The organism is Prauserella alba, from assembly GCF_024171735.1.
Lineage (GTDB): Bacteria > Actinomycetota > Actinomycetes > Mycobacteriales > Pseudonocardiaceae > Prauserella > Prauserella alba.
Window position 1 is genome coordinate 265672 of sequence record NZ_JAMTCH010000005.1, and the last position, 25898, is coordinate 291569.

At 68.6% G+C, this 25898-nt stretch carries 23 protein-coding genes and 1 tRNA gene; 12 read left to right on the plus strand and 12 right to left on the minus strand.

Translation table 11 applies throughout. From position 1 onward, the window contains the following. The first annotated feature begins 47 nt into the window (after positions 1–47). Positions 48–1604, plus strand: coding sequence for a hypothetical protein (locus tag LY12_RS16880; RefSeq protein ID WP_253857851.1), 1557 nt, complete (start codon positions 48–50; stop codon positions 1602–1604). Between the two features lie 63 nt (positions 1605–1667). Further along, the gene (locus tag LY12_RS16885; protein WP_253857853.1) at positions 1668–3935 is read left to right on the plus strand and encodes a DUF8728 domain-containing protein; all 2268 of its coding nucleotides are present in this window, start codon (positions 1668–1670) and stop codon (positions 3933–3935) included. A gap of 149 nt (positions 3936–4084) precedes the next feature. Here the strand turns inward: LY12_RS16885 and dprE2 are convergent, their stop codons facing one another. Then, positions 4085–4840, minus strand: a complete 756-nt coding sequence (dprE2, locus tag LY12_RS16890; protein ID WP_253857861.1) for a decaprenylphospho-beta-D-erythro-pentofuranosid-2-ulose 2-reductase — start codon at positions 4838–4840, stop codon at positions 4085–4087. Then, entirely contained in the window at positions 4837–6234 is a 1398-nt protein-coding gene (dprE1, locus tag LY12_RS16895; protein ID WP_253857864.1) for a decaprenylphosphoryl-beta-D-ribose oxidase, read from the minus strand. The genes dprE2 and dprE1 overlap by 4 nt, the downstream gene beginning before the upstream one ends. A 239-nt stretch (positions 6235–6473) precedes the next feature. Between dprE1 and LY12_RS16900 the strand changes: the two genes are divergently transcribed. Beyond that, positions 6474–6911 (plus strand): GtrA family protein, encoded by a 438-nt coding sequence (locus LY12_RS16900; protein ID WP_253858877.1) that lies wholly within the window; start codon positions 6474–6476, stop codon positions 6909–6911. A 145-nt stretch (positions 6912–7056) separates the two neighbouring features. Further along, positions 7057–8964, plus strand: coding sequence for a glycosyltransferase (locus LY12_RS16905; protein WP_253857866.1), 1908 nt, complete (start codon positions 7057–7059; stop codon positions 8962–8964). Between the two features lie 61 nt (positions 8965–9025). Here LY12_RS16905 and LY12_RS16910 read toward each other — a convergent pair whose 3' ends face one another. Next, on the minus strand, positions 9026–9268 hold the full coding sequence (locus LY12_RS16910; protein WP_253857868.1) for a hypothetical protein: 243 nt from the start codon (positions 9266–9268) through the stop codon (positions 9026–9028). A 195-nt stretch (positions 9269–9463) separates the two neighbouring features. Between LY12_RS16910 and LY12_RS16915 the strand changes: the two genes are divergently transcribed. Beyond that, entirely contained in the window at positions 9464–10237 is a 774-nt protein-coding gene (locus LY12_RS16915) for an ESX secretion-associated protein EspG (protein WP_253857870.1), read from the plus strand. 147 nt (positions 10238–10384) lie between these two features. On the opposite strand, the gene glfT1 is transcribed toward LY12_RS16915, so the two are convergent. Genes glfT1 through wzm form a run of 3 tightly spaced genes read right to left on the minus strand, consistent with a single transcriptional unit; the run spans position 10385 to position 13097 of the window. Continuing rightward, positions 10385–11284, minus strand: a complete 900-nt coding sequence (glfT1, locus tag LY12_RS16920; RefSeq protein WP_253857872.1) for a galactofuranosyltransferase GlfT1 — start codon at positions 11282–11284, stop codon at positions 10385–10387. A 1-nt stretch (position 11285) separates the two neighbouring features. Continuing rightward, entirely contained in the window at positions 11286–12170 is an 885-nt protein-coding gene (gene wzt, locus LY12_RS16925; protein WP_253857873.1) for a galactan export ABC transporter ATP-binding subunit Wzt/RfbE, read from the minus strand. Positions 12171–12176: 6 nt separating this feature from the next. Then, positions 12177–13097, minus strand: a complete 921-nt coding sequence (gene wzm, locus LY12_RS16930; RefSeq protein WP_253857875.1) for a galactan export ABC transporter permease subunit Wzm/RfbD — start codon at positions 13095–13097, stop codon at positions 12177–12179. 258 nt (positions 13098–13355) lie between these two features. Between wzm and LY12_RS16935 the strand changes: the two genes are divergently transcribed. Beyond that, complete coding sequence (locus tag LY12_RS16935; protein WP_253857877.1) at positions 13356–14855, plus strand: DUF8728 domain-containing protein; 1500 nt, start codon at positions 13356–13358, stop codon at positions 14853–14855. A gap of 119 nt (positions 14856–14974) precedes the next feature. Here the strand turns inward: LY12_RS16935 and LY12_RS16940 are convergent, their stop codons facing one another. Beyond that, positions 14975–15754, minus strand: coding sequence for an SDR family oxidoreductase (locus LY12_RS16940; protein WP_253857879.1), 780 nt, complete (start codon positions 15752–15754; stop codon positions 14975–14977). Positions 15755–15909: 155 nt separating this feature from the next. Between LY12_RS16940 and LY12_RS16945 the strand changes: the two genes are divergently transcribed. Then, positions 15910–16554, plus strand: coding sequence for a TetR/AcrR family transcriptional regulator (locus tag LY12_RS16945; RefSeq protein ID WP_253857881.1), 645 nt, complete (start codon positions 15910–15912; stop codon positions 16552–16554). A 90-nt stretch (positions 16555–16644) separates the two neighbouring features. On the opposite strand, the gene LY12_RS16950 is transcribed toward LY12_RS16945, so the two are convergent. After that, a complete protein-coding gene (locus LY12_RS16950; RefSeq protein WP_253857883.1) occupies positions 16645–17199 on the minus strand; it encodes a bacterial proteasome activator family protein in 555 nt (184 codons plus the stop codon). A 288-nt stretch (positions 17200–17487) separates the two neighbouring features. Here LY12_RS16950 and LY12_RS16955 point away from each other — a divergent pair, with 288 nt between their 5' ends. Next, complete coding sequence (locus tag LY12_RS16955) at positions 17488–18687, plus strand: cysteine desulfurase-like protein (RefSeq protein WP_253857885.1); 1200 nt, start codon at positions 17488–17490, stop codon at positions 18685–18687. A 6-nt stretch (positions 18688–18693) separates the two neighbouring features. Here LY12_RS16955 and LY12_RS16960 read toward each other — a convergent pair whose 3' ends face one another. Further along, on the minus strand, positions 18694–19668 hold the full coding sequence (locus tag LY12_RS16960; protein WP_253857887.1) for an NAD(P)H-quinone oxidoreductase: 975 nt from the start codon (positions 19666–19668) through the stop codon (positions 18694–18696). 172 nt (positions 19669–19840) lie between these two features. Between LY12_RS16960 and LY12_RS16965 the strand changes: the two genes are divergently transcribed. The 3 genes from LY12_RS16965 (at position 19841) to LY12_RS16975 (ending at position 22621) form a co-directional block, all read left to right on the plus strand. Next, a complete protein-coding gene (locus LY12_RS16965) occupies positions 19841–21361 on the plus strand; it encodes a M28 family metallopeptidase (protein WP_253857889.1) in 1521 nt (506 codons plus the stop codon). Positions 21362–21866: 505 nt separating this feature from the next. Then, the gene (locus LY12_RS16970) at positions 21867–22349 is read left to right on the plus strand and encodes a MarR family winged helix-turn-helix transcriptional regulator (RefSeq protein ID WP_253857891.1); all 483 of its coding nucleotides are present in this window, start codon (positions 21867–21869) and stop codon (positions 22347–22349) included. Positions 22350–22536: 187 nt separating this feature from the next. Continuing rightward, positions 22537–22621, plus strand: a tRNA-Ser gene (locus LY12_RS16975). 81 nt (positions 22622–22702) lie between these two features. Here the strand turns inward: LY12_RS16975 and LY12_RS16980 are convergent. The 3 genes from LY12_RS16980 to LY12_RS16990 form a co-directional block, all read right to left on the minus strand. Then, on the minus strand, positions 22703–23569 hold the full coding sequence (locus LY12_RS16980) for an NAD(P)-dependent oxidoreductase (RefSeq protein ID WP_253857893.1): 867 nt from the start codon (positions 23567–23569) through the stop codon (positions 22703–22705). 40 nt (positions 23570–23609) lie between these two features. Then, the gene (locus tag LY12_RS16985; RefSeq protein ID WP_253857895.1) at positions 23610–24023 is read right to left on the minus strand and encodes a hypothetical protein; all 414 of its coding nucleotides are present in this window, start codon (positions 24021–24023) and stop codon (positions 23610–23612) included. A gap of 130 nt (positions 24024–24153) precedes the next feature. After that, positions 24154–24741 (minus strand): TetR/AcrR family transcriptional regulator, encoded by a 588-nt coding sequence (locus tag LY12_RS16990; RefSeq protein ID WP_253857897.1) that lies wholly within the window; start codon positions 24739–24741, stop codon positions 24154–24156. Positions 24742–24839: 98 nt separating this feature from the next. Here LY12_RS16990 and LY12_RS16995 point away from each other — a divergent pair, with 98 nt between their 5' ends. After that, positions 24840–25871 (plus strand): NAD(P)-dependent alcohol dehydrogenase, encoded by a 1032-nt coding sequence (locus LY12_RS16995; RefSeq protein WP_253857899.1) that lies wholly within the window; start codon positions 24840–24842, stop codon positions 25869–25871. Positions 25872–25898: the final 27 nt, after the last annotated feature.

The window sequence follows — 25898 nt, forward strand, 5'->3', positions numbered from 1 at the left end:
GTAAAGAGTCATGTCACTCCGCGGAGTAACACCCACGACCTGCAAACATGGGAGTCGTTTACGCCGAACAGTGGAAGCAGGACATGGCAGGTCGCACGCGCACAGCGGTAATCGTCGGCCTGTCCGCGGTCGGCGGATTGCTGGCGTTCCTGCTCACCAGGACCAGCCTGACCGACGACGCATACATCACGCTCACCTATGCCAGGAATCTCGCCGAACACGGCGAATGGGGCATCATCCCGGACGTCGCGAGCAATTCGGCCACATCGCCGTTGAACGTGCTCCTGTTGGCGCTGGGCGCCGCGGTCACGGGGCTGTTCGGAGATGCTCAGCCGATCGCGTCGCTCGGATTCGTCACGGTGGGCGCGACGGCGGCGCTCGGGTGGGCGTGGGCGAGGCTTGCCGCCAGTTGGCGATTCCCGGTGCCGGTGGCTCTCCTCGGAGTCGCCGTCGTCGTGGTGAATCCGTTCGTGCTGTCGGCAATCGGCCTCGAGGTGCTGCTGATCCCGGCGGTGCTGGCGGGGCTCGCCGCGGCCGCGGCAGAGCGACGCCCGGTGTGGTTCGGCGCCCTCGCGGGGCTGGCCGTGCTCGTGCGGCTCGACCTGGCCGTGTTCGTCGTCGTCATGTTTGCCGTCACGGCTCGCGCGGTCGGACGCCGCTGGTGGCAGGTGGTCGTGGCGACGGCCGCGGTCGCGTTGCCCTGGTACGTCCTGAGCTGGGTCGCGTTCGGTTCGGCCGTACCCGACACCTTGGTGATCAAGCAGTCGCAGGACGGGTTGTTCGACCCGTGGACGTACGCCACCGGCATAGGCATGTACCTCGAAGACGTGGGCTTTCCCGTCCTGTTGGCGATAGTGCCTGCCGTTTTGGGTGTGGGTGCGCTCCTCACCGTCGCGATCGTCCGACTTGCCGTCACTGAACGCCCCGCACTAGGAGTGATAGCCGGTCTCGGAGCCGGTGGCGTGGCGTACTACGGCGCCTATGTGCTGCTCGGCGTCGGTCCGTACCACTGGTACTACGTGGCGCCGCTGACGGCGTTGTCGATGTGTGCCGTCCTCGCACTCGGGGCCTGGTGGGGGCACCAGCGCGGAGGAGCGCACAGCGACCGTGGTGTCGGCGACCGGACGAAACCCGTCGTCGCCTTCGGACTCCTGGGTGCGGTCGCCGGACTCGTCGTACTCACGGCGGCGGTCGAGGTGCAGCGGGGTGTGCCGTGGCGCTCGCCGGTGATCTTCGGCAATTGGGCGAGTGCCCAGGACTACGCCCGCGTCGGTACCGAACTGGGCCGTCGCGTGGGAGCCGCCCCGGTGCGCTCGCCCGGCGAGATCGGCACGCTGGCGTACTTCTGCGAATGCCAGATCGTCGACGCGTTCTCGGACCGCGGCCGAGTCCCGGAACTGCTCGAGGAACGGCTGTCCGAATCCGGCCCGGTCGGGTCGGCGCTACTCGAGGTCAACTATCTCTGGTTCGATCGTGACCGCGAGCCGCTCGACCCGTCATATCGGCTGCTGTACGACTCCGGGCCGGGCCACGGTCCGGGCACCTGGACCGTACGTTCGGACGCCACCGGCGTCGGCCACTTCACGCTGGTCCGCATCCGTTGACGCAGACGTTCCGTTTTCGCGCGTACCCGGTAGCTTGTGTTCCTGGCCGAACGGGTAGGAGCGATGACGACACACGAGGCGGACGCATCCATGACCGCGCAGAGTGACGGCGGCCCGACCAGCGACGACCCGGATGTCGAGGCCGCCGGCTCGACGGATGAGGCCGAGGCCTGTCCCAGCCCGGTGACCGTGTCGGGCACGGCCTCGCAGGACACCCCGGTCCCACCGGACGAGGAGCGGCTGGGGGCGACGGGGCGACTCCGGCGTGCGCTGTCCGGGCGGGATCCGGTCGCGTGGTTGCTCGGCGTCGCCGCGGCCCTCGTCGCGGTCGTGTTCGTCGTCGTCGACCTGGTGTGGAACCAGGGCACGTTCATCGCCCCGCTCGACGACGTCTACATCCATCTGCAGTACGGCAAGCAGCTCGGCAGCGGTGAACTGTTCCGGTTCAACCCCGGCGATCCGATCAGTACGGGCGCCAGCAGCATTCTGTACTCGTTCGTACTGGCCGTCGGGTGGCTGCTCGGCTTCAGCGGCAACGGCCTGCTCGGCTACGCCGTCGCGACCGGAATCGTGTGCACCGCGTTCGCGACGGGCCTGACGTACCACCTGGGCCGGTTGCTCGTGGGACGCGCAGTCGGCGTCTGGGCCGGTGTGCTGACGGCGGCGTCCGGCCCGCTGATGTGGGGCACGGCCAGCGGCATGGAGGTCGGCCTCACCGCCCTGCTCGCCGTCGCGACGGTGTACCTGTTCGTGAGGGAACGTCCCGACGGCCGGTTCCGCTGGACTCCCGTCGTGGGCGTGCTGCTCGCGCTGGTGCGGCCCGAGGGGATGGTCCTGGCGATCGCGCTGATCGGCGCGATGCTGTGGACGACGCTGGGAGGGCGGCGCGCGGGGGAGACGCGGCGTCCGCGCGCGGCGTTGTGGGCGCTACTGCCGTTGCTCGCCCCGATCGGCCAGTACCTGTTCTACTGGATCGCCACCGGCACGTTCTCCGCCAACGGCGTGCAGTCGAAGTCGCTGATGTCGGATCGGCCCACGTTCTACATCGGGGACTTCGTCCAGCGTGCCACGGAGAACCTGCGCGGTGCGGTCGGCTTCTTCAACGGCATGTCCGGCCAGAACTACGCGTTCCCCGGAATGCTGATCGTGTTCGTCCTCGGCCTGGCGTATCTGCTGGTCAAGCACCGCCGTTGGCGGCCGTTGGCGGTGGCGTTGGCAGTGGCGTTCGCGGGCATCGTGCTGTCGGTGTCGACGCTGTCGACGGCGCTGATCCACGAGCTGCGGTACTTCCAGCCGTTCCTGCCGATCTACATCGTCGTCACGGTTATCGGCCTGTACGCCGTGTCGCGGCTCGTTGCGCGCGGCCGGTTCCGCCAGGCGGCGCTGCACCTGCTGCCGGCCGTCGCGTTGCTGTTCTCGCTGATGGCGTTGCCGCAGTGGGCGTGGCGGTTCGGCTGGGAGGCGGCGACGATCCGGGACACGAACGTCTCGGTCGCCGCGTGGCTGCGCGGGAACCTGCCGCCGGACGCCGTCGTGGGCGTTAAGGACGTCGGCGCGGTCGCATACTTCAGTGAACGCAAGGTCGTCGACACGATCGGCCTGACCACGAACGGATTCGCCGAGGCCAGCAACCACGGCCCTGGCGCGCTGTACGAGAAGCTGCGCGCCATGCCCGAGGGTGAGCGGCCCGACTACTTCGCCGTGTACGAGCAGTGGCCGGGCGCGGCCATGCACTCGTTCGTCGACACCGGCGTGTTCGAGGCGGAGCCGGAGATGACGTTCGAACTGAACGTGCCGCGCGACAGCACCGGCTGGAGCATCGTCCCGTTCGACGAGCTGGCGGTACGCAAGGCCAACTGGAGCCTCGCCGGCACGGGCGACGCAGCGCCGGTGCCAGGGGACGTGCGGGACCACGTGGACGTCGGCTCGCTCGACTCCGAAACCGGCCACGGCTACGCGCCGCAGATGGAACAACCCGGCGTGCAGCCCTACACGGACCTGCGGCGGCAGGACGGCATCATCGACAGCAGCCGATACATCCTGGGCGGCGAGACGTTCCGCGTCGGCAACCTGACACCGGGTCAGGACGCGAAGCTGACCAGCAGGGTGATGGTCAACGGTGTCGAGCAGTTCGTCCGCGTGCGCGTCGACGGGCGTGCCGTCGGGGTCTGGGACCTCGGCCCCAACCGTGACGCTTGGCGCACGCGCACGTTCGACATCCCCGGTGAATTCGTCACGTCGCAGAACGCCGAGGTCACCCTCGAACCGGTCCGGCCGCTGCTCAGCCCGTACCCCGAGTACACGAGCTACGGCTACTGGGTCACGCAGTAGCCGTATTCGAAACAGAGCTGCCGCACACGAAACAGCGGCTCCGCCACCGCGGTCGGGTGGCGGAGCCGCTGTCGTGTCGGCACGACCACGTCGTCAGATCGGCCGGATGCGCCGCGGCGTCAGTCGGGCCGGGCCGGCCGGTCGGGGTGTTAGATGGGCAGTTTGCGGAAGATGGGGCGCGGCACGTGTCGCAGCGCCGACATCACCCAGCGGAACGTGCCGGGTGCCCACACGAGGTCCTTGCCGCGTCGCGCGGCGTCGATCGCGATGTCGGCCACCGACTCGGCGGTTTGCTCCAGCGGGGCCTTGTCCATGCCCTCGGTCATCTTCGTGCGCACCTGTCCGGGGCGCACGACCGACACCCGGACGCCGTGCGGTGCGAGTGCCTCGCCGAGACCCAGGTAGAAGCCGTCGAAGCCGGCCTTCGTGGATCCGTAGACGAAGTTCGACCGGCGGACACGCTCGCCCGCAACCGACGACAGGGCGATCACCGAGCCGTGGCCCTGCTGTTTGAGGCGTTCGGCCAGTGCCACACCCACCGAGACGGGCGCCGTGTAGTTCACGGTCGCCATCTCGACGGCCTGCGCGTGGTCCTGCCACGCCTCTTCGGCGTCACCGAGCAGGCCGAACGCCACGACCGTCACGTCGATGTCGCCACCCGAGAACGCCTTGTCGATCACCAGCGGGTGCGAATCGGTGTCGGTTGCATCGAAGTCGACGGTCTCCACCTCGGCACCTGCGCTGCGCAGGCGCTGGGCGGCCTCGTCGAGGCGCGGTGACTGCCGGGCCGCCAGCACGACCCGCAGCGGCCGCTGGGCGAGGTATTTCTCGGCGATCGCCAGCGCGATGTCCGAGGTGCCGCCGAGCAGCAGCAGCGACTGGGGGTTGCCCACCGCGTCGATCACAGTTCGAGCCTCCTGGCCATGTCGGATATGAAGATGCCGTACGGGTCGACGGAGTGGCGGAGCTTCTTCCACTCGTCGATGCGCGGGTACATGCGGTGGAACGTCTCGGCGGTCGTGCGCGAGTCCTTCGCCGTGTACAGGCGTCCGCCGAGTTCGAGGACCATCCGGTCGAGCTCGTTGCACAGCTGCGCGAGGCCGGGCTTGATCGGGAAGTCGAGGCAGACCATCCAGCCCGGGTGCGGGAACGACAGCGGTGCCGGGTTGCCCTCGCCCATGCGTTTGAACACGTTCAGCGCCGAGTAGTGCCCGGAGTGGGCGACCTTCTCGACGATGCGGCGCAGGCCGTCGTTCGCGCCGAGCGGGGTGCTGAACTGGTACTGCAGGAAGCCGTTGCTGCCGTAGCCGCGGTTCCACTCTCCGACCAGGTCGAGCATGTGGTAGAAGGCCGTGATGTTCTGGATCGCCCCGCGGCCCTGTTTCGGCGTCGACCGGTAGTAGAACTCGCCGATCGCGCTCAGCGACAGTTTGTTCATCAGCCCGTTCGGAAAGATGTCCGGAACGGTCAGCAGCTGCGGCGCGGAGAACTTCAACGGTTCGCTGCGCAGCTTCGGCGGGAGGTCGTCCAGCTTGGCCAGCGACCCGCGGGCGAACGCGCCCCGGCCGAGCTGGCGGCCCTTCGAGATGGTGTCGAACCAGACCGACGAGTACGTGTAGTTCTCGTCGGAACCGTCGCTGATCAGCTCGAGCGTGCCGTCGAGGTCGGCGGTGCGGTCGTTGTCGACGATGAAGTACGCCGTCTCGGTGCGCGTCATCCTGATCCGCGCCCGCACGATGATGCCGGTCAGGCCGATGCCGGCGACGGTGGCCCAGAACAGGTCGGCCTCGGGGCCGTCCGGGGTCAGGGTGCGTACCCGGCCGTCGGCCGTGACCAGGTCCATCGACACGACGTGGTTGCCGAAGCTGCCCGCGCTGTGGTGGTTCTTGCCGTGGATGTCGTTGGCGATCGCGCCGCCGATCGTCACCTGGCGGGTGCCCGGCAGGACCGGTACCCACAGTCCGTACGGCAACGCGGCCTGCATCAGGGAGTCGAGGCTGACACCCGCGTCGACGTCGACGATCGCGTTGTCGGGGTCGATCGAGTGGATGCGGTCGAGCGCGGTCATGTCGACGACGAGGCCGCCGGCGTTCTGCGCCGGGTCACCGTAGGACCGGCCGAGTCCGCGGGCGATGACGCCGCGTTCGCCTGCCTGCGCGACCGCGCGTGCGATCACTTCGACATCCGGGGTGGCGAGCACGTTGGCGGTGGTCGGGGCCGTCCTGCCCCAACCGGCCAGGGTGCGCCGTTCGATGTGCCGTTCGGGAGTGGGTGTGCTCACTCGAGCCAGGGTAACCATCTCGAGATATGGCCTGTCTCCGGTGCCACAATGTCCGATCCCTACACTCGATAAGCACGGACCCGGAATCGGTGTGCGATCTTCGGTGCAGTCGGCCGGAAACGCAGGTCGGAACCGGGTTCACGGGAACACGACACGCAGAACACGCACGGTCGGCAGAACGTCCTGCACGATCGGCAGAACATCACGGTCAGCAGAGCATCACGATCGGCAGAGCATAAGGTGCAGCGGTGGCAACGATGGAATCTCCGGCCGGCGAGGCGGTGAGGCCCGCATCGCCGGGTCTGGTGGCACAGATCTCCCGGTTCGTGCTCATCGGCGGGTTCTGCGCACTGGTCGACTCCGGGCTGTACTGGTTGTTGCTGCAGGCCGGCACGTGGGTGCATTTGGCGAAGGCGTTCAGTTTCATCGCGGGCACCACCACGGCGTATTTTCTTAACCGCCGCTTCACATTTACTGCGGCCCAGAAAGGCGGCGCCGGGCAGATCGGCGGGTTCGCTGCGCTCTACACGACAACGTTCTTCGTCAACGTCGGAACGAACGCCGTGATGCTCGCGATGTTGTCCGACGATTTCCGGTGGCGGGTCGCTGCGGCGTGGGTCATCGCGCAGGGCACCGCCACGGTGATCAATTTCGTGATGTTGAAATGGGTCGTGTTCCGGGAATCACGTGGGTGATGAAGCCTGGTGCGAACCGCTGAGGGGCGGCCTGTACCTTACTGGCGTTCGCGCGTTGGAGTGACGCCGCCACGGTGTCGATTCCGCGTCGTGAACACGTCGAACTCAAATCCGGTGGCCCTGTACTACTTGGAGGACGCCTCTCATGTCCGGTGAAGCAACAGTGACGACCGAGGCGACGGCCGGCTCGCTGCTGCAGGCCCACACCCCGGCGTCGGGGCGTCTGCTCGCGCAGCGGGGTCTGTTCGAGGGGCCCTCGGCGGTCGTCAGCAAGGACCTGTACCTCGAGGTGGTCGAGGGTGTCGCATCGCGTGACCGGGAGACGGTGACGCTCGAGCCGTCGGCGAAGGTCACGGGCAACACGTATTTCGGCAGGTTCCCTGCGTCGTACTGGCAGCGCTGGACGACGGTCCGGTCGGTGACCGTCGAGGCGATCGTCAGCGGTTCGGGCCGGCTCGTGGTGCGGGCCTCGGACGTCGCGGGCGAGTCCCGCACGGTCGCCGCCGAGGCCATGACCGATGTGGTGCAGCGCACGGTGACCCTCGAGGCGAAGCTGGACAAGTTCGTCGACGGCGGTGGGTTGTGGCTCGACCTGGAGACCGACGCCATGGAGCGGCTCACGGTCTCGCAGGTGCGCTGGACCGTCGAAGCGCCCGAGGAGATCCGGCCGACCGCGGTCACGATCTGCACGATGAACCGCGCCGACGACTGCCTGTCGAACCTGCGCACGCTCGCCGACTCGCTGCCGGCCCTGGAGACGCTCGACGCGATCTACGTCGCGGACCAGGGGACCGACACGGTCGACTCGCGGGACGGCTTCGCCGACGTGGCCGCGGCGCTGGGTGACAAGCTCGAGTACATCAAGCAGCCGAACCTCGGCGGCGCGGGCGGCTTCACCCGCGGCCTGTACGAGGTGGCGGGCCAGGCCGCGGCCGAGCACGCCAACGTGCTGTTCATGGACGACGACGTGCTGCTGGAGCCGGACCTCGTGATCCGGCTGACCGCGTTCTCCAACAAGGCAGCCAACCCGATGATCGTCGGCGGCCAGATGCTGAACCTGCTGCACCCCAACCAGCTGCACGTGGGCGCCGAGCACGCACAGTTGAACGCGCTGCAGCCCGGCGTGCCGGTGCCGCACAGCCCGGAGACCGCCGACCTGCTGGGGGTCAATCCCAAGACGGGCAAGAAGACCCGGCAGGAACGCCGCCTGGACGCGGGCTACAACGGCTGGTGGTCGTGCCTCATCCCGTCCGAGGTGGTGCAGAAGGTCGGCTACCCGATGCCGTTCTTCTTCCAGTGGGACGACGCGGAGTACAGCTACCGCGCCCGCGCCGCCGGGTTCCCGACGGTGACGCTGCCAGGCGCCGGCGTGTGGCACGCCGACTTCCACTGGAAGGACTGGGACGAGTGGCACCGCTACTTCAACCTGCGTAACTCGATCATCACCGCGGCGCTGCACAGCCCGTTCGACCTGAACCTGCTCTCCCGGGTGCTGATGGCGCAGGTGGTGCGCTACCTGCTCGGCATGCAGTACGGCCTCACGGCGACGCTGATCAAGGCCGTCGAGGACTTCCTCGAGGGGCCTGAGGTGCTGCACGACGGCGGTGTCGCGGCGATGAAGGAGATCCGCGAGATCCGCGCGCAGTATCCGGAGACGAAGCGGCACGACCCGACGAACGTGCCCGGTATCCCGTCGAACGACATCGTCATCAACAACACCGCGCCGCGGCCGAGCATGCAGCGTGCCGTGCTGCTCAAGCGCATGCTGAACCGTGCGCTCGGCAAGCACCGGTTCAACATGGGCGCCATCCCGGCCGACGAGGCGCACTGGTGGCACGTCGCGCTGTTCAAGACGGCCGTCGTCACCGACGCCTCGCAGGAGGGCGTGCGCGTGCGCTCCTACGACAAGGAACGCATGGTCGACCTCGGCAAGCGGGCGGTCCAGGTGATCAGCCGCCTCCGCAAGGAGGGTCACGCGGTGCAGGCGCAGTACAAGCGTGCCATGCCGGAGCTGACCAGCCGCGAGAACTGGAAGCGCCTCTACGAACTCTGAGTGAGAACCGCGAGCGCCGCCCCGACGGAAGGCCGGGGCGGCGCTCGCGATGCGCCGGCCGCTAGTGCATCCCGAACACCTTGCCCGAGCGCTGGAGGTCGTCGACGTACGCGGCGGCCACGTGGGCGAAGTTGATGTGCACGACGCGGCTGTCCACGTCGGTGATGCTCTGGACGGAACCGTGGTCGAGGTACAGGTACAGCTGCTTGGTCACCTCGTCGACGGCGTCGGCATGCAGCGGGAACACCAGTGGTTCGCCGCCACTGACGAGATGCACGACGAGTGCGGGTTTGGTCTCGGCCATGACTCCACCCGACCACCGGTGTTCGCGGTGGGCAAGGCCGGTTCGCTGACAGCGTGACGCGGCCGCGCCGACCCGCCGCGCCGCCGCCGTACGAGCGCCACGTCGCGGCAAGGGTCGGCCGGTCGGAGCCGAGCCACGCGACGTCTGCGGGCTGCTAACGTTTCGCCCGTCGGATCGGACGAGACCGGGGGAGAGATGGCGCAATCGTTCTCGCTGTCACTGGTGGCAGTGGACATCCTGCTCGAGCAGTACAAGCTCGGAAGGTCGCCGTTCCCGTTCGAGATCCCGCACATGGGTACGACGCACACGCAACGCACCCAGGTGCGCGAGGCCGTGTTCCGCGACCTCGAGGCGCGCGACCTGGCCCGTGGCGGCCGGCTGGAGGCGGACGTCGAGACGACGTTCGAGGCGTGCATGCGCGCACCGCTCATCGTGGCGCTGGCGGGACAGCTCACCGGCGACGAGGAGATCTACGCGCGCGCCGTCTCCGACGGCCAGTACGCGGTCCTGGTACGTCAGGACGGCACCATGCTGACGTTCACCGAAGTGCGGCCGACGAACTTCGTCGCCGAGCTGGTGGACCTGCTGCCGCTGACGAAACCTGCTCCCGGCCAGTCGATCACCGTGCCGGTGGCCGCCACGCGCAAGCCACAGCAGGCGGACGGCGGCTACGACCCGTTCGGCGGGGTCAAAGCACCCCGGTCCTCGCAGACGACGTCACAGGAACGTGCCGTGGCCCGGCTGTTCGAGAAGAAGACGGAACGCATCGGGTTCGTCACCGCGTTCGTTCCCGGCGACGACGGCAGGTCAGCCAAGCTGGACCCGGTGATGTGGTTCGACAACGAGGACGGCCGCTACCTGGGAACGCAACGGGCCGCCGAGGACGGCCAGAAATGGGCCACGTACGCGCCCGCCGACAACGCCCGCATCGTCTCCCAGCTCTACACCCAGCTCGAACCGTATTTGTGATTATTTTTGACAGTGGCTGGTTTGCGGTGCGGGTGGCGGAACCCGCGGCGGTGCCGGTTGCGTAGGTGGTGAATGCGGCGTCGTCGCCAAGCAGTGCGAGGGGAAGATTCGGGGCGCTCAACGCCACCAAAGTGCCCTTGGGGGCGCTCAGTAGCGGTAGAAGCGCTCCCTGCGGCCCTGGCGGACGAGTCGTAGCCACTCGACGAACGCCTTCGGGTCACGCTTCACACCCACGAAGTACAGGCCGAACCGGGCGATCTCGAGAGCGCCGATCTTGCGCATCCCCGGCTGGGACAGCAGGAACCCGCGGTTGCGGTACGTGTAGTAGCGCTTGACCTCGTTCTCGGGATCCTGCGCGTGGAACCGGCCGCCGAGCATGGGCTTGAACTCGTCCGACCCGTTCGGGTGCAGGTATGCCGTGCGCAGCGACGTGCCGAACGGCAGGCCGGAGCGCGCGAGCCGCCGGTGCAGCTCCACCTCGTCGCCGCGGAAGAACAGCCGCAGGTCGGGCACACCCGTCACTTCGAGGGTCGACGCGCGGAACAGTGCACCGTTCATCAGCGAGGCGATGCCGGGCAGGAAGTCCTCGCCCAGTTCGGACGAGGTGCGTTTCCACGTCAGGCCACGCCGCAGCGGGAACGCCAGCTTCTCGGGTTCGTCGATGTTGACGACCATCGGCGACACCTCACCGAGCCCGCGCCGCTCTGCTTCGGTGAGCAGGGTTTCGAGGACGTGCTCGTCGGCGGGCCTGCCGTCGTCGTCGGCGAGCCACACCCACTCGGCGCCCAGCGCGAGCGCGTGCAGCATGCCCAGCGCGAAACCGCCCGCGCCGCCGAGGTTGCGGTAGGACGGCAGGTACGTGACGGGCCGCGAGTACGCCTCCACGACGTCGCGCGCCGACTCCTCCTCGGGGCCGTTGTCGACGACGATCAGGTGGTCGACGGGCCGCGTCTGCGACTCGACGACCTTCAGCGACTCGGCGAGCAGGTCACGGCGGTTGCGGGTGACGACGACTGCGGCGATCGCGCCTTCCGGGAGTGCGCCCATGTCAGCCGCCGCTCGCCGGGGCCGTGGCGGCCGAGGTGTCGCCCGTTGCCTGGCCGTCACGGGTGACGCCGTCACCGGGTTTGGCGAGGTCGTCGGGGTTGGCCTGGCCGAGGCGTTCGAGGACCTCGCGGCTGACGTTCTGGAACGGGTCCTTGCCCTTGTACGAGGTCAGTACCTCGCGCAGCCGTCCGTGCTGGCGCACCCGGCCCTCGTCCATCCACATGGCCTGGTCGCACAGCTCCAGCAGCAACTCGTCGGAGTGGCTGGCGAACACCAGGATCCCGGAGCGCTTGACGAGGTCCTTGAGGCGGTCGCGGGCCTTGTTCATGAAGGACGCGTCGACGGCGCCGAGACCCTCGTCGAGGATGAGGATCTCGGGGTCGATCGAGGTGACGACACCCAGGGCGAGGCGCACGCGCATACCGGTGGAGTAGGTGCGCAACGGCATCGCGAGGTAGTCGCCGAGCTCGGTGAACTCCGCGATGTCGTCGAGCCGCTTCTCCATCTCCCTGCGGCTCTTGCCGAGGAACAGGCCGCGGACGATGATGTTCTCGAAACCGGAGGTCTCCGGGTCCATGCCGACACCGAGGTCGAACACCGGTGCGACCTTGCCCGTGACTTTCGCCGAGCCACGCGTGGGTTCGTAGATGCCCGACAGCAGCCGCAGCAGCGTGGACTTGCCCGCGCCGTTGTGGCCGACGAGGGCGAGCCGGTCGCCGTCGGAGAGCTGCAGGTTCACGTCCTGCAGCGCCTCGATGATCGGGACCTTCGAGTCCGAACCGATCTTGCCGCCGACCTTGCCGAGGACCCGCTTCTTCATCGACCGCGTCTTGGCGTCGAAGATCGGGAAGTCCACGTAGGCGTTGCGGACGTCAATGCTGACCATCTGGTGTCACACCCAATACGAGACACGGGCACGGTAGTTGCGCATCACCACGAACGCGAGTGCCCAGCCGACGATCGTGATGCCGACGGCGACCAGCCAGCTGATGCCATCGATGTGCTGGCCGATGAGCGGCGCACGCACGATCTGCACGAAATGGTAGAGCGGATTCAGCTCGATGAACGGCAGCGCCCAGGACACGTTCTCCCGTCCGCCACCAGCGAAGAGCTGGTCGATCGGCCACACGATCGGCGTCAGGTAGAACAGCAGCTGGATCAGCGAGTTGATGAGCTGCGGGATGTCGCGGTAGCGCGTCGAGATGACGCCGAGCATCAGCGTGACCCAGCCCGCGTTCAGCGCCAGGATCACGAAGCCCGGTGCGGCGGTGAGGATCGACCAGTCGATACCGGGGTGACACAGGCCGGTTCCCGCGGTGCATGCGTCGTCCTGCAGCGCATACTGCTGGGACAGCGCCGGGAAGAAGATCGCCACGATGATCACGTAGACGATCACGTTGTGCGCCACCATCAACGTCTGCCGCCACACCGTCCGCAGCGCGTAGATCGTCAGCGGCGCCGGCATCTGCTTGATCAGACCTTCGTTGGAGATGAAGGTCTGCATGCCCTCGGTGATGCACCCACTGATGAAGCCCCAGACGATGAAGCCCGTGACGATGTAGGGCAGGAACGTCTCGATGGGCAGGCCGAACAGCTGTGAGTACAGCAGGCCGAGGCCGAGCGCGATGACACCCTGGGTGATGGTCAGCCAGAACGGGCCGATCACCGAGCGGCGGTACCGCTGCTTGATGTCCTGCCAGCCGAGGTGGCCCCACAGTTCCGTCTGCCGAAGGCCCGAACGGATGTCGTCGAAGGCGCGTTTGAAGGACCGGCTGCCGGGAACGGGCGCGGTGTCGGTCGTATCGGCGTTCATCGGTGACTTCGTCCCTGGGCTGTCGCCTGATTCGCCGCCCGGCGAATCAGTGGCCGTCGAGGTGCTTGTGGCATGCACGAGATACGAGGGTACTGCTGCCGCGAAAGTGCGAACGCGCGCGTCGGGTTCCGCGGTCGCCATATCGCCCATGTGAGTGGAAACTGGTCCGAAATGCCAGGTCAGCGCCCTTTGTCGGTGCCCGTTTCGGACGAGGCGGGAGGTCTCGGGGGCCGGTGGGATCGCTGGTAGTTTGCGGCCGTGAGTCGATTGGCCGTGACCGCGGCGGGCCTGCTGGTGGTGTTCGCGTTCGGCACCTGGATGGCGTGGTCGTACGTCACCGACGCGACATTCGTCGACGCCCGCTATGCCCAGAACCTCGCCGAAGGGCACGGTCTCGTCTACAACGTCGGCGACCACAATCCGGTCGAGGGGTTCACCAGCCTCCTGTGGACGTTGTGGCAGGCGCTGTTCGCGGTGTTCGGCGCCGACCCGGTGCTCGTCGCGCAGGTGACGGGCGTCGTGGCCGGCGTGGCGACCCTGATCCTGCTGATGCGCGCGGTCGACGGCGCCGCGGCCGTCGTGGCCGGCTGCGCCTACGTGCTGTTCCTCCCGACCTACTTCCACCTCGCGGGCGGACTCGAGACGGCTCTGGTGGCACTCGTCGTGCTGCGCATGGCCGTGGTGGGCATGCGGGTCGTCGAGGAGCGCCACGTCGTCGACCTCGAACCCCCGTTGCTGCTGGTGCTCGCCGCCACGCTGCGGCCCGAGGCGCTGATCGCGGTGCTGCCCGGGTTCGTCGTCTGGTTCCGGTCACGGCGGCTGTCCGGGCAGGCGCGTGTCGGGATGACGATCGCCGCGGTGCTCGCGCTGGGCTGCGTGGTGTGGACGGTCGTGCAGTACAGCCACCTGGTGCCGAAGCCGTGGAGTGACGCGATCGGCCCGCTCGGGTTCGACGGGCAGTGGCTGTGGTCGACGGTCGTGGTGTTCGCGCCGCTGCTGCTGCTCACGGTCGCGCTGTTGACGTGGCCCGAGCTGCGCCGGGTGGGCGGATTCTTCTGCGTGACGGTACTCGCCGCGGGCCTGCCGCTCGTGCTGTTCGGCCCGCCGGAGGCCGATGCCCTGCACCGCTACGCCTTCGCCGTGTTCCCCGTGCTGTGCTTGGCGGCAGGCGTCGCCGTGGCCGCGATGGCGGGGGTGCGGTTCGTACAGGCAGGTGTCGGTGTCGTCGCCGTCGGCTGGGTGGCCGTCGCGGGCGTCGCGTCACCGGGCCTGCCCGCCGTGGCGAACACCGGTATCGACCTCGAACGCACGCACGCCGCGATCGGCAGGGGCCTCGCCGACGCGGACGTGCCGGCCGGCGCACGCACCGTCGCGGTGGCCGACCCGGGCGTCATCCCGTACTACAGCGGCTGGAACGCCGTCGACTACAGCGGCCGCAACAACGGCCTCATCGCCGACGGAGCACGGCCGGACTCGGTGGTGCGGACCCACGATCCGGCGGTGATCGTCGTGCCCTCTCCCGGCGAGAACATTCCCGACACGGTCCACGACCTCGACATTCCGATCGCGGTGGCAGGGTATTCGCAGGTCGGGCCGTTCCAGGCGCGCAACGGCAGCTGGCAGTTCGTGTTCGTCAAGCCGCGGTGGGAACAGCAGGTCGAGGCGAAGGTCCGTGCGGCCGTCGCCCGCGGCGAGGAGCAGTACGGCAACGACTACTCCGTGACGGTCAACCGCTGGCTGAACAGCCTGAAGGACTGACGGCCGCGGCGCTTCGGGCGGCGCGTGGCGGTCGGCGTCGTCGTGCCCCGAACCCGTCGACGGGCGTGGCCTGTGCAGTCAGTGCGCTGAGTCGTTCGACCCGGTCGTGTCCGGAGTGCTCATGCGGTCTCGGCCTGAAGGGCGGGGCCGAGCTGCAGCCCACCGTCGATGACGTACTCCGACCCCGTGATGAACGACGCGGCTGTCGACGTGAGGAACAGGAGAAGCCGGGTCACGTCGATCGGTTCGCCGAGCCGCGGGACCGCGAACGGCGCGGGTGAGTAGAAGTCGGAGATTGCCGCGGTGGCACCGGCTGCCGGTTCGTGGATGAAAGGGGTCGCGATCACGCCGGGGTGGATGGTGTTCACGCGGATGTTGTCGCGGCCGAGCTCGAGTGCTGCTGTCCGGGTGAGTCCTCGCATGGCCCACTTGCTGGCGACGTACGGCGCGTAGTGCGCCGTGCCGCCCATGGCCATGATCGAGCCGACGTTGACGATGGCTCCGCCTGTCGCCCGTCGCAGAGCGGGAGTGGTGACCTTCACCCCGAGGAAGGCGCCGCTGACGTTGACGTCGAGGATGCGCGACCACGTGGCCTGATCCGTGTTCTCGATCGTCGCAGGCGGGTTCTGCACGCCGGCGTTGTTGACGAGCACGTTCAGGGAACCGAAGGCGCTCTCGGCGGTGTGCACCGCGGCGGACCACGAGCTTTCGTCCCTCACGTCCAGCCGGACGAATCGCGCACGGGGCCCGAGTTCGTCGGCGAGCGCAGCGCCACGTTCTGCGTCGATGCCTCCGATCACCACGTTCGCACCCTCCGCGTGGAAGGCGCGTACGTGACTCGAGCCCTGACCGCCGGTACCGCCGGTCACGAGAACGGTCTGATTGGCGAAGCGGGTCATCACAGGCTCCTTCGGTACACGGGGTGATCGGGGTCGCCGGTTATGGAGGGCGGCCAACGGAGGACGGCCAATGGTGAGTCGACTGACTCGCCATTGGCTCGACATTAGGGCGACTTCGATGGTGAGTCAAGCCACTCACCTCGTACGCTTGCCCGATGAGCTCGGAAGTGACGACGTATCACCAGCGTGTCGCCAGGGAGAAGCGTGCGCTGATCGTGACGGCCGCGACCGCGCTGTTCCTCGAACTGGGCTACGACCGAACGTCGCTGGCGCGCATCGCGGAGCGCTCGGGCGTTTCCCGGGCCACCTTGTTCAAGCAGTTCCCGAGCAAGGCCGCCCTGTTCGATGCCATCGTCACCGAGTCCTGGTCGACCACGGACGAGGACGACCCGCCGCCAGCAGGCAACGTCGTCGACGGTCTCACCGCCATCGGTCGTCGTTACGCCGCGCTGTTGAGTCGCCCGCAGATGACCGATCTCTTCCGGATCGTCATTGCCGAGCTGCCGCGCTTTCCCGAACTGGCCGATGCGCAGTTCTCCCAAGGGAAGATGCCGTACTTCGAGTCAGTACGCAGCTACCTGCGGGCCGAGCACGAGGCAGGAACAGTTCGGGTCGAGGACGTGGACCTCGCGGCCACCCAGTTCCTGGGCATGATCTCCAACTACGTCTTCTGGCCGAGACTCCTGGTGCCGGGCTGGGCTGTGAGCGCCGAACGTGTCGCGGACGTGGTCGACGAGGCCGTCCGCACCGTCGTCGCCCGGTACGCCGCGACGGGACCAGGGGTGTCGACCAACGACTGAGTCCCGTCGCCACCGAGCACACTGACCACAGCGCCCCGCCCGCGATCGGTTCGCGGGCGGGGCGCCGGGGACGTGGCGTACGGGCAGGCCTTACAGGTACTGGCCGGGGTTGCCGATGCCGGTGGGCGCGCCTTCCGCGCCGCCCTGCGGCAGGCCCCTGCGCATCTGCTCGAGCTGCGCGCGGGCGGCCATCTGCTGGGCGAACAGCGCCGTCTGGATGCCGTGGAAGAGTCCCTCGAGCCAGCCGACGAGCTGCGCCTGCGCGATGCGCAGTTCGGCGTCGGACGGCGTGCGGTCCTCGGCGAACGGCTCGACGAGGCGCTCCAGTTCCTTCCGCAGGTCCGGGGCGAGCGCTTCTTCGAGTTCCTTCATCGACGTCTGATGGATCTCGCGCAGGCGCTGCCTGCTCGCGTCGTCGAGCGGAGCTGCCTTCACCTCTTCGAGGAGCTGCTTGATCATCGTGCCGATGCGCATGACCTTCGCGGGTTCCTCGACCATGTCGCCGACGGACTCGCCCGGGTTCTCTGCGTCGCCGCCTGCGGCCTCCGGGTCGATGCGCGCGCCGACCGGGGAACCGTCCGGCCCGACCACCATGACGTGCTGGTCCTCCGAGGGCGTGGCGTACGGGGTGTTCGGCTCCGTCATAGCTCCATCCTGGCTCGCTGCGGAAGGGTGTCGCAGGTTTCGAGGGTACTCACCCCGCCGACGCTTTCGGTGCGCACGGGCCTGTCGCCCTGGCCCGGGCGCGGCGGCCGTGCCGGAGGTGGGTCGGCGAGGGCCGGCTCGGCGTGCGCGGCTCGACGGTCCGGGGTCGACGGTCCGGGGTCGGCGGGCGAATCGGCCATCACGGGAGTCGACGGGTCGATCCGGACGATCCATCCATCGGCCGGGCCCCGGCTGCGCGGCGAAAACCCACCTCCGTACCTTGTTCCCATGGCGTTTGACGTCGCTCGGATCCGTGGGTTGTTCCCCGCTCTGGGTGACGGCTGGATTCACTTCGACGGTGGAACCGGAATGCTCGTCCCCGAACAGGTCGCGTCGGCCGTCTCGACGGCGATGCGGGCTCCGGTCTCCGGTCCGGGTGGAGCGTTCCCGGCCTCACAGCGAGCGGAAAGCATCGTGGCCGCGGCGCGTCGTGCCGTGGCGGACCTCGTGGGAGGTGAGCCCGACGGCGTGGTCCTCGGGCCCAGCGCCTCCGTTCTCATCTCCCGCCTCGCGGACACGCTGTCCACGCGGTGGACGATCGGTGACGAGGTCGTCGTGTCCCGGCTCGACGAGGAGGCCAACATCGCGCCGTGGCTGCGCGCGATGAACCGCGTCGGCGGCAAGACCCGCTGGGGCGAGATCGACATCGAGAACTGTGAACTGCCGGAGTGGCAGTACCGCGACCTCGTGGGCGCACGCACCAAGGCGGTCGCCGTGACCGCGGCCTCCGGCGCTGTCGGTACCCGCCCCGACCTGGAGCCGATCACCTCCGCGGCCCAGCAGGCGGGCGCGCTGATGGTCGTCGACGCGACGTACGCCGCGCCGTTCGTGCCGCTCGACATGTCGACACTCGGCGCCGACGTGGTCGTGCTGTCGGCACAGGCGTGGGGCGGCCCCGCCATCGGTGCGCTGGTATTCCGTGACCCCGACCTGCTGGCGCAGCTGCCGCCCGCGGCACTGTCACCGGAGGCGACCGGCCCCGAGCGGCTCGAGCTGGGACCGCATCCGTACCCGCTGCTCGCCGGGCTCATCGCCTCGGTCGACTACCTCGCAGGACTCGACGACGTGGCGACCGGCACGCGCCGCGAGCGCCTGCTCACTTCGCTCGGCTCGGCGAAGTGTTACCAGGAAGGGCTGCTCGACCAGCTCGCCGCCGACCTGCGGTCGCTGCCGCACATCACCGTGCTCGGCGAACCGACGCGGCGGATCCCGGCGCTGGCGTTCTACGCCGACGGCCGCAAGGCCTCCGACGTCGCCGACTACCTGGCACGGCAGGGGCTCTGCGCGTTCGCCGAGCCCGGTAGTTGTGGTCTGTTCGGGGCGCTGGGCATCGGTGAGGTCGGCGGTGCCGTCCGCATCGGCCTGGCCCACTATTCGAACGGCTTCGAGATCGGCCAGCTCGCGCGCGTCCTCGCCGAACTGCCCTGAGGACGGTCACTTCGCCGTCAGGACGATCTTGCCGAACACCCCGCCCTCGTCGAGTGTCCGGTGGGCCTGCGCCGCGTTGCCCAGTGGCAGCACCTGGTCGATGACGGGCAGCACCGTGCCCTGATCCAGCAGTGGCCACAGGTGCGTGCGCACGTCGGCCACGATCGCGGCCTTGCTCTCGAGCGACCGTGAGCGCAGTGCCGTCGCCGACACGGTGCCGCGTTTGCGCAGCAGCTTGCCGATGTTCAGTTCGCCCTGCATGCCGCCCTGCATGCCGATGATCACCAGGTGGCCGCTGTCGCGCAGCACGTCGATGTTGCGGTCGAGGTACTTCGCGCCGATGTTGTCGAACACGACGTCGGCACCGCCCGTCGCGGTCTTCAGCTCCTCGACGAAATCCTGTTCGCGGTAGTTGATGGTGATGTCCGCGCCGAGTTGTTTGCACCGTTCGAGGCGTTCGGCCGAGCCGGCGGTGACGGCGACGGTCGCGCCGAGTGCCTTCGCCACCTGGATGGCGTGGGTGCCGATACCACCAGCGCCGCCGTGCACGAGCAGAACGTCCCCTTCGGACAGACCTGCGTGCATCACGAGGTTGGACCACACGGTGCAGGCCACCTCCGGCAGTCCCGCTGCCGAGTGCAGTTCGACCTCGGTCGGCAGCGGCAGCAGCTGGCCCGCGGGCACGGCGACCTTCTCGGCGTAGCCGCCGCCGGCCAGCAGTGCGCACACCTCGTCGCCGAGCTGCCATTCGGTGACGTCTTCGCCCAGCGCCGCGACGGTGCCCGAGCATTCGAGACCGAGGATCTCGCTGGCGCCGGGCGGCGGCGGATAGTTTCCCTGGCGCTGCAACAGATCGGCGCGGTTCACGGCCGTCGCAGCCACGTCGAGGAGCACCTCGCCGGGTGCTGGCTCGGGGTCGGGCACCTCGGTCAGCTCGAGGTTCTCGGGAGGGCCGGGTTCTCGCAGCATGATCGCGCGCATACCGCGACTGTATGTCACTCGGAGGAGCGTGTCCCGGCGGCGACGGTTCATACCTCCGTGGTGGCCGCCGTGATCGCCATTCCCTTGTGGCCACGTGAGCGTCCTACGAACGGACCTTGACGTTTCGGAGAACTCGCACAAAAGTGACGCCGCAAAGTCAGAAGGGGATCAGATGTCATTCAGTAGAGGGAAGTTGCGGTCCGCCACCGCCGTTGCGGCGTGTGCGGGCCTGGTGCTCACCGGCACCGCAACGGCGCAGGCCGCACCGAAATCGCTGCCCGATGAGCTGCCGGAGAAGGTCGAACTCGGCGCCATGCAGCGGCACCTGATCGCGATGCAGCGCATCGCCGACGTTCACGACGGCAACCGGGTCGCAGGTTCGATGGGGCACGAGACGTCCGCCGAGTACATGGCGCAGCGCCTCGCCGGCGCCGGCTACGACATCACGCGGCAGCAGTTCCCGTTCACCTACACCGAGACGCTCGCCGAGAAGCTCACCGTCGGTGGCGAGGACGTGCCGATCGTCGTCATGGAGTACAGCAAGAACACCGAGGAGGGCGGTCTGACCGCCCCGGTCGCGGCCATCGAGCCGGACGACACCCCGGGCTGCGAGGCCGCCGACTACGGTGACGTCACCGGTCAGATCGCGGTCATCAAGCGCGGTGCGTGCTCGTTCGCCGACAAGCAGGCCGCCGCCGCCGAGGCGGGAGCCGTCGCCGCGATCGTCTACAACAACGAGCCCGGCCCGCTCAACGGCACTCTCGGCGACGCGGACAGCGCGGTGATCCCGACCGGCGGCATCAGCCAGGAGGACGCGCAGGCGCTGATCGACGCCGACGGCCAGGACATCACCGTCGAGCTGCGGCAGCTGCAGGAGGAGCGCACCACCTACAACCTGATCGCCGAGACCACCACCGGCCGCGACGACAACGTCGTGATGGCCGGTGCCCACCTCGACGGCGTCACCGACGGTCCGGGCATCAACGACAACGGCACCGGTTCGGCGGCGCTGCTCGAGACCGCGCTGCAGCTGGGCGGCTCCCCGGACGTCAACAACAAGGTCCGGTTCGCCTGGTGGAGCGCCGAGGAGTTCGGCCTGGTCGGCTCGACGCACTACGTCAACTCGCTGAGCCAGGAGCAGCAGCTCGACATCGCGATGTACCTCAACTTCGACATGATCGGCTCGCCGAACGCCGCCTACTTCACGCTCGACGGAGACGACTCCGAAGGTGAGGGTGCGGGTGCAGGCCCCTACGGTTCGGCACAGATCGAGAAGGCGTTCGAGGACTCGCTCGCCGAGCGGGGCATCGAGGCCGAGGGCAGCGATTTCTCCGGCCGTTCCGACTACGGCGAGTTCATCGCCTACGGCATCCCGGCCGGTGGGCTGTTCACCGGTGCCGAGGACATCAAGACCGAGGAGCAGGCCGCCAAGTGGGGCGGAACCGCCGGTGAGGCGTACGACCCCTGCTACCACACGCCGTGCGACAACCTGGGCAACGTCGATTACGACGCCCTGGACATCAACGCCGACGCGATGGCCCAGGTGACCGCGCAGTACGCGCTCAGCACCGAGGACGTCAACCACATCGCCCCGGCGGAGAAGAAGAACAAGGCCGAGGTGGCCAAGCAGCGGGCGGCGAACAAGAAGGTCGCCACCGTCGCGGCCGACCGTGCGCACGAGGTCACGTCCTGACCCGTCGCGTCCGACCACGCCGATGAGCACAGTGCCCGTTCCCCGATCACGGGGGACGGGCACTGCTGCATCTCACGGAGGATTCTTGTGCTTGCTGCTCGCAGCCTCGGTGCCCGGGTCGGTCCCGATCCGGGGCCTGGGCGCGGCGCGTGGCCGCGCCCAGGCTGTTACCGAGGTTGCGATGGGCTGATCGCCGACGGCCGAGGTGCATGCGCCCCGCTGCCGCGCGACCGGGCCGCCGTCGCTGCCCCGATCGCAGGGAACGCGGTCTCCGGCACGAGTGGGCCTTGCGCCCCGGTGTCGCACGCCGGATTCGGCGCCATGGGCCGTCGGCTATGCCTTGATCTTCTTGCCACGGCACCACCTGACCCTTCCCGGGGTGGAGTCGGCGAGCTGCCCGGTGGGCGGAGGCGTTCGGCTCTGCCGGCTCCCTCCGTGACTCCAGCGTGCTCCCGTCGGCGGAGGTGCACAAGCCGGACGCGCGGAAAGGTTCTAGTCTCCGGTCATGGCTGTTGACGCTGACCCCGGCGAGACGCGGTGGCTCACCGAGACGGAGATGACGGCGTGGCGGCCGTACATCGTCGCGACGTTACGCCTGCGGCAGCGGTTGCACCGGGAACTGGTCGAGGCACACGACGTCTCGTTGATCGACTACGAAGTGCTGGCCGCGCTGTCGGCGACGCCGACCGGCAGTATGCGCATGACCGAGCTCGCCGCCCTCCTCGGTTCCACGAAGAGTCGCCTGTCCCACCAGATCGGCCGTATGGAACGTGCCGGGCACATCCGCAGGGGCAGCGACCCCGAGGACAAGCGTGGCGTGACGGCCGAACTCACCGGCCACGGCGTCGCATTGCTGCGCACGGCCGCGCCGACGCACGTCGCGGGCGTCCGTGCCCACATGATCGACCTGCTCACCCAGGACGAACAGGTCGCGCTGGGGTCGGCGTTCTCCCGCGTCCTCGGCCATCTGGACGAATTCGACGAGTGAACGCGGCGGCGCTGCGTCGTCGTGCGATGTCGTCGTGCGGTGCGGGTCGCGTCCCGGAGCCGTCGTGCTGGTCGCGGCCGTGCGACTGTTGCGGTACGGGCGCGGCCGGGTGGGTGCGCGATGCGGGTGGCCGGAACCTCGCCCGCCGGGTCCGGCGCCGATCGCGGCGCGCTACCCTGATCCCCGGGGAAGCGTGGCAGAGCGGCCGAATGCACTCGACTTGAAATCGAGCGTGGGGCAACCCACCGGGGGTTCAAATCCCCCCGCTTCCGCAGCTGTGAACAGCGCGAACGCCGGGTCGGACAGCGCGTCCGGCCCGGCGTTCGTTCGTTTCCCCGTCTACGCCCCGGTGATCACTCGACGATGCTGTTGAGCCCTTCGGGGCCGTGGCCGAGTGCGATGCGTTGCTGGACGAGGCCATGGATGTCGTCGAGGCCACCGTCACCGAGCCGCTGATCGTGTCGGAGTTCGGTGAGCTGTTCCAGCACGTGCGCGTGTTCGGTCAGATCGGCCGGTCCACGCGGGAACGAGCTCGTCGTGACCTCTCGTGCCGTGTCCGCGGTGGCATGCACGACGTGCCCGAGTTGGGTCGCGGCCGCGGCGGCGAAGGCCTCGACGTCGATGCCGACGGAACGGATCGCTTCAAGCGCCCGCAGGTAGCCCACCTGGGCGTCGTACCAGAGCCCGAACAGGGCCAGGTCCTGTACGGCTGCGGCAGCGGGATCAGCTCCCAGATACGTCGCCGTCCCGAGAGTCTCGAGCGTCGTCCGGTGTTCCTCGAAGACCGCAGGGGAGCCGCTGTAGAGGAAGACCGCCGCGGCGGTGCCGACGGCCGCGGGCTCGGTCTGCACCCCGCCGTCGAGGTACGCGGCTCCTGCCGATTCGGCCTTCTGGGCCGCATGGCGCGCATCACGGGGTGAACCGGTACTGAGCGTCACGATCGTACGACCCGCGATGGCGTCCGAAACGTCATCGAGGATTCCGTCCACCGCTGTGTAGTCGGTCAGGCACACGATTACCAGCGGGCTCGCAGACGCCGCCTCGGCTGACGAGGTCGCGGGCTCCGCGCCCCTGGCGGTGAGTTCGTCGACCCGACCTGGGCTCCTGTTCCACACGGTGACGGTGATGCCGGCCGCGAGCAGAGCCTGCGCGATCGCGCTACCGATGGCACCGACACCCAGAACGCTCACCGCGGTAGCGGGCTTGGTGATGCTGCTCATGCAGTTCTCCCTGGTGATTCGAGACGGTGGGGCTACTGGCCTACGCGTCGGTTGCCGCCTCTTGCGATGTGCGGACGAAGCCGATGTGGTGGCCAGCGGTGACTCGCGTGATGCCGTCCGTGGCAACCGAGGCCTGTCCCTGCGTCACCGACTGGTCGGGCTCGCCGTACATCTCGAGCCGTTCGACGGTGCAGTGGCGCATGACCTCGTGGATGTACGGGTCGGACAGTTCCCAGTGCCGCAGGATCGCGGCCGAGTCCGGGTACAGCTGGAAGCTGTGCGCGAGCAGCTCGTCGTCGTCGATGAACACCTGCACCATCAGTTGGGGGCCGTGCTGCTGGACGAACTCCACCGCGCGAGTTACCGCGTGCTTGTACTCGTCGAGGTGGCCCTCCATGATGCGCATCGTGTTGTGCAGCAGCAGTGGTTCGCTTGGCGTGGATTGCGGGGACATGATCGAACTCTCCAACGGTCGCCGTGTCTCGGGCCCGCCCCGCAGGGTGACAGCTCGATGTCGGCGCAGCAGGCCCTTTTCCGGCGTGCGGCGAGAAGGTGCCGCGGCGAGAAGGTGCCGCGGCGAGAGGTCATTCCGGTGTGACGGCGCGGCGGACGCTGTCGCGCAGCAGTGAGCGCCTGCGTTCGTGAGTCTCGGGTGGTTCGTCGGCGGTCGCCGCGTACACGTTGCTGACCGGCGACCAGGCCATCGACATCGCGATGACCATGGCCATCAGGTCGAACGGATCACCGTGCTGTACGAGTCCGCGTGCCTGGGCATCGGTGATGGCGCGGAGTTTGCCGTCATCGAGGCGGTCGGCCTCGTCGACGAGGTGGCCGGCGGGTCGCCGTTCGAGCCGCGCCCACGTCGCCAGCCGGATGAGGTCGGGCCTGCGGAGGTACTCGTCGTAGAGCCGTACCGCCCAGTCGGCGAGGTCGCTCGCGTCGATCGGCACGACGTTGAGGATGCGTTCGAGTGAGCCGAAGAAGATCGCGTCGAACAGGCCCTCCTTGCTGCCGAAGTAGCCGTAGAGCTGGGCCTTGTTGGTGCGCGCGTTCGTCACGATGCGGTCGACACGTGCCCCGGCGATTCCGTATTTGGCGAACTCCGCCGTGGCGGCCTCGATGATGCGTTCCTTGGTCGCGGCACCGCGTGGGGTCAGGGGCGTTTCGGCCATGGGTCGACTTTAACAACAGACTATTCGGTTTGCTTTTCTGTGCACCCGACTCTAGTGTGGCAACAACAAACCGAACAGTCTGTTTATGGAGGTGGGTCGTGCGCAGCACCACGGCATGGCGAACAGCGACCTCGGGCGCGCTCGAACCAGCACTCATCCGGCGGCGTTCCCTGCGGCCCGACGACCTCGCTGTCCGGGTCGATCACTGCGGGGTCTGCCATACCGACCTGCACTCGGTGCGCGACCGGACGGACGACGAGGCCGTCGTCCCGGGCCACGAGTTCACCGGTGCGGTCACGGAGGTCGGTAGCGGTGTCACGCGGTTCCGAATCGGGGACCGCGTAGCGGTCGGCAACATCGTCGACTCGTGCGGGACCTGCGCGATGTGCAGGACGGGGCAGGAGAACTTCTGCCACGACTTCCCGACGCTCACCTACGGCGGCACGGACCGCCTCGACCGCACGCCCACCTCGGGAGGATTCGCCCGCGAGTACGTCGTGCGCGACCGGTTCGCCTACGCACTGCCGCCCGCGCTCGACCCCGCGGGCGCCGCGCCGTTGCTGTGCGCCGGGATCACCGTGTGGGAACCGCTGCGGGCCCTGGACGTCGGCCCGGGCACGCGGGTAGCCGTGGTCGGTCTCGGCGGCCTCGGCCACTTGGCGGTGAAACTCGCCGCAGCGCTCGGCGCGGAGGTGTCGGTCGTCAGCCGTTCGTCGTCCAAACGCGACGATGCCCGACGGCTCGGTGCGCATGAACTCATCGTGTCGACCGACGCGGCTCAGCTGGCCGCTGCGCGGGAACGTTTCGACGTCGTCGTCGACACCGTTGCCGTCGCCCACGACCTGTCGCCGTACCTGCGGCTGGTCGCCCTGGACGGAACCCTCACCCAGGTCGGCCATCTCGGCCCGGTCACCGTGAACACCACGGACCTTCTGATCGGCCGCAAGAGTCTCAGTTCGGCGGGCAGTGGCGGCACGCGTGCCACGGCCGAACTCCTCGACTTCTGCGCCGAACACGGGATCACCGCGGACGTCGAGGTGCTGCCGTCGGCGAAGGTCAACGAGGCGCTGGACCGCCTCGCGCGCGGGGACGTCCGCTACCGCTTCGTGCTCGACATGTCGGACCTCTGAGGCGTACGTGCGGTGCCGGTCTGTCCG

What these genes read in the sequence shown, in the direction of transcription:
- LY12_RS16880 (WP_253857851.1), top strand. Translation starts at nt 48, where the DNA reads ATGGGAGTCGTTTACGCCGAACAGTGGAAGCAGGACATGGCAGGTCGC.
- LY12_RS16885 (WP_253857853.1), top strand. Translation starts at nt 1,668, where the DNA reads ATGACGACACACGAGGCGGACGCATCCATGACCGCGCAGAGTGACGGC.
- dprE1 (WP_253857864.1), bottom strand. Translation starts at nt 6,234, where the DNA reads ATGGTTACCCTGGCTCGAGTGAGCACACCCACTCCCGAACGGCACATC.
- LY12_RS16900 (WP_253858877.1), top strand. Translation starts at nt 6,474, where the DNA reads ATGGAATCTCCGGCCGGCGAGGCGGTGAGGCCCGCATCGCCGGGTCTG.
- LY12_RS16905 (WP_253857866.1), top strand. Translation starts at nt 7,057, where the DNA reads ATGTCCGGTGAAGCAACAGTGACGACCGAGGCGACGGCCGGCTCGCTG.
- LY12_RS16910 (WP_253857868.1), bottom strand. Translation starts at nt 9,268, where the DNA reads ATGGCCGAGACCAAACCCGCACTCGTCGTGCATCTCGTCAGTGGCGGC.
- LY12_RS16915 (WP_253857870.1), top strand. Translation starts at nt 9,464, where the DNA reads ATGGCGCAATCGTTCTCGCTGTCACTGGTGGCAGTGGACATCCTGCTC.
- glfT1 (WP_253857872.1), bottom strand. Translation starts at nt 11,284, where the DNA reads ATGGGCGCACTCCCGGAAGGCGCGATCGCCGCAGTCGTCGTCACCCGC.
- wzt (WP_253857873.1), bottom strand. Translation starts at nt 12,170, where the DNA reads ATGGTCAGCATTGACGTCCGCAACGCCTACGTGGACTTCCCGATCTTC.
- wzm (WP_253857875.1), bottom strand. Translation starts at nt 13,097, where the DNA reads ATGAACGCCGATACGACCGACACCGCGCCCGTTCCCGGCAGCCGGTCC.
- LY12_RS16940 (WP_253857879.1), bottom strand. Translation starts at nt 15,754, where the DNA reads ATGACCCGCTTCGCCAATCAGACCGTTCTCGTGACCGGCGGTACCGGC.
- LY12_RS16945 (WP_253857881.1), top strand. Translation starts at nt 15,910, where the DNA reads ATGAGCTCGGAAGTGACGACGTATCACCAGCGTGTCGCCAGGGAGAAG.
- LY12_RS16950 (WP_253857883.1), bottom strand. Translation starts at nt 17,199, where the DNA reads ATGACGGAGCCGAACACCCCGTACGCCACGCCCTCGGAGGACCAGCAC.
- LY12_RS16955 (WP_253857885.1), top strand. Translation starts at nt 17,488, where the DNA reads ATGGCGTTTGACGTCGCTCGGATCCGTGGGTTGTTCCCCGCTCTGGGT.
- LY12_RS16960 (WP_253857887.1), bottom strand. Translation starts at nt 19,668, where the DNA reads ATGCGCGCGATCATGCTGCGAGAACCCGGCCCTCCCGAGAACCTCGAG.
- LY12_RS16965 (WP_253857889.1), top strand. Translation starts at nt 19,841, where the DNA reads ATGTCATTCAGTAGAGGGAAGTTGCGGTCCGCCACCGCCGTTGCGGCG.
- LY12_RS16970 (WP_253857891.1), top strand. Translation starts at nt 21,867, where the DNA reads ATGGCTGTTGACGCTGACCCCGGCGAGACGCGGTGGCTCACCGAGACG.
- LY12_RS16980 (WP_253857893.1), bottom strand. Translation starts at nt 23,569, where the DNA reads ATGAGCAGCATCACCAAGCCCGCTACCGCGGTGAGCGTTCTGGGTGTC.
- LY12_RS16985 (WP_253857895.1), bottom strand. Translation starts at nt 24,023, where the DNA reads ATGTCCCCGCAATCCACGCCAAGCGAACCACTGCTGCTGCACAACACG.
- LY12_RS16990 (WP_253857897.1), bottom strand. Translation starts at nt 24,741, where the DNA reads ATGGCCGAAACGCCCCTGACCCCACGCGGTGCCGCGACCAAGGAACGC.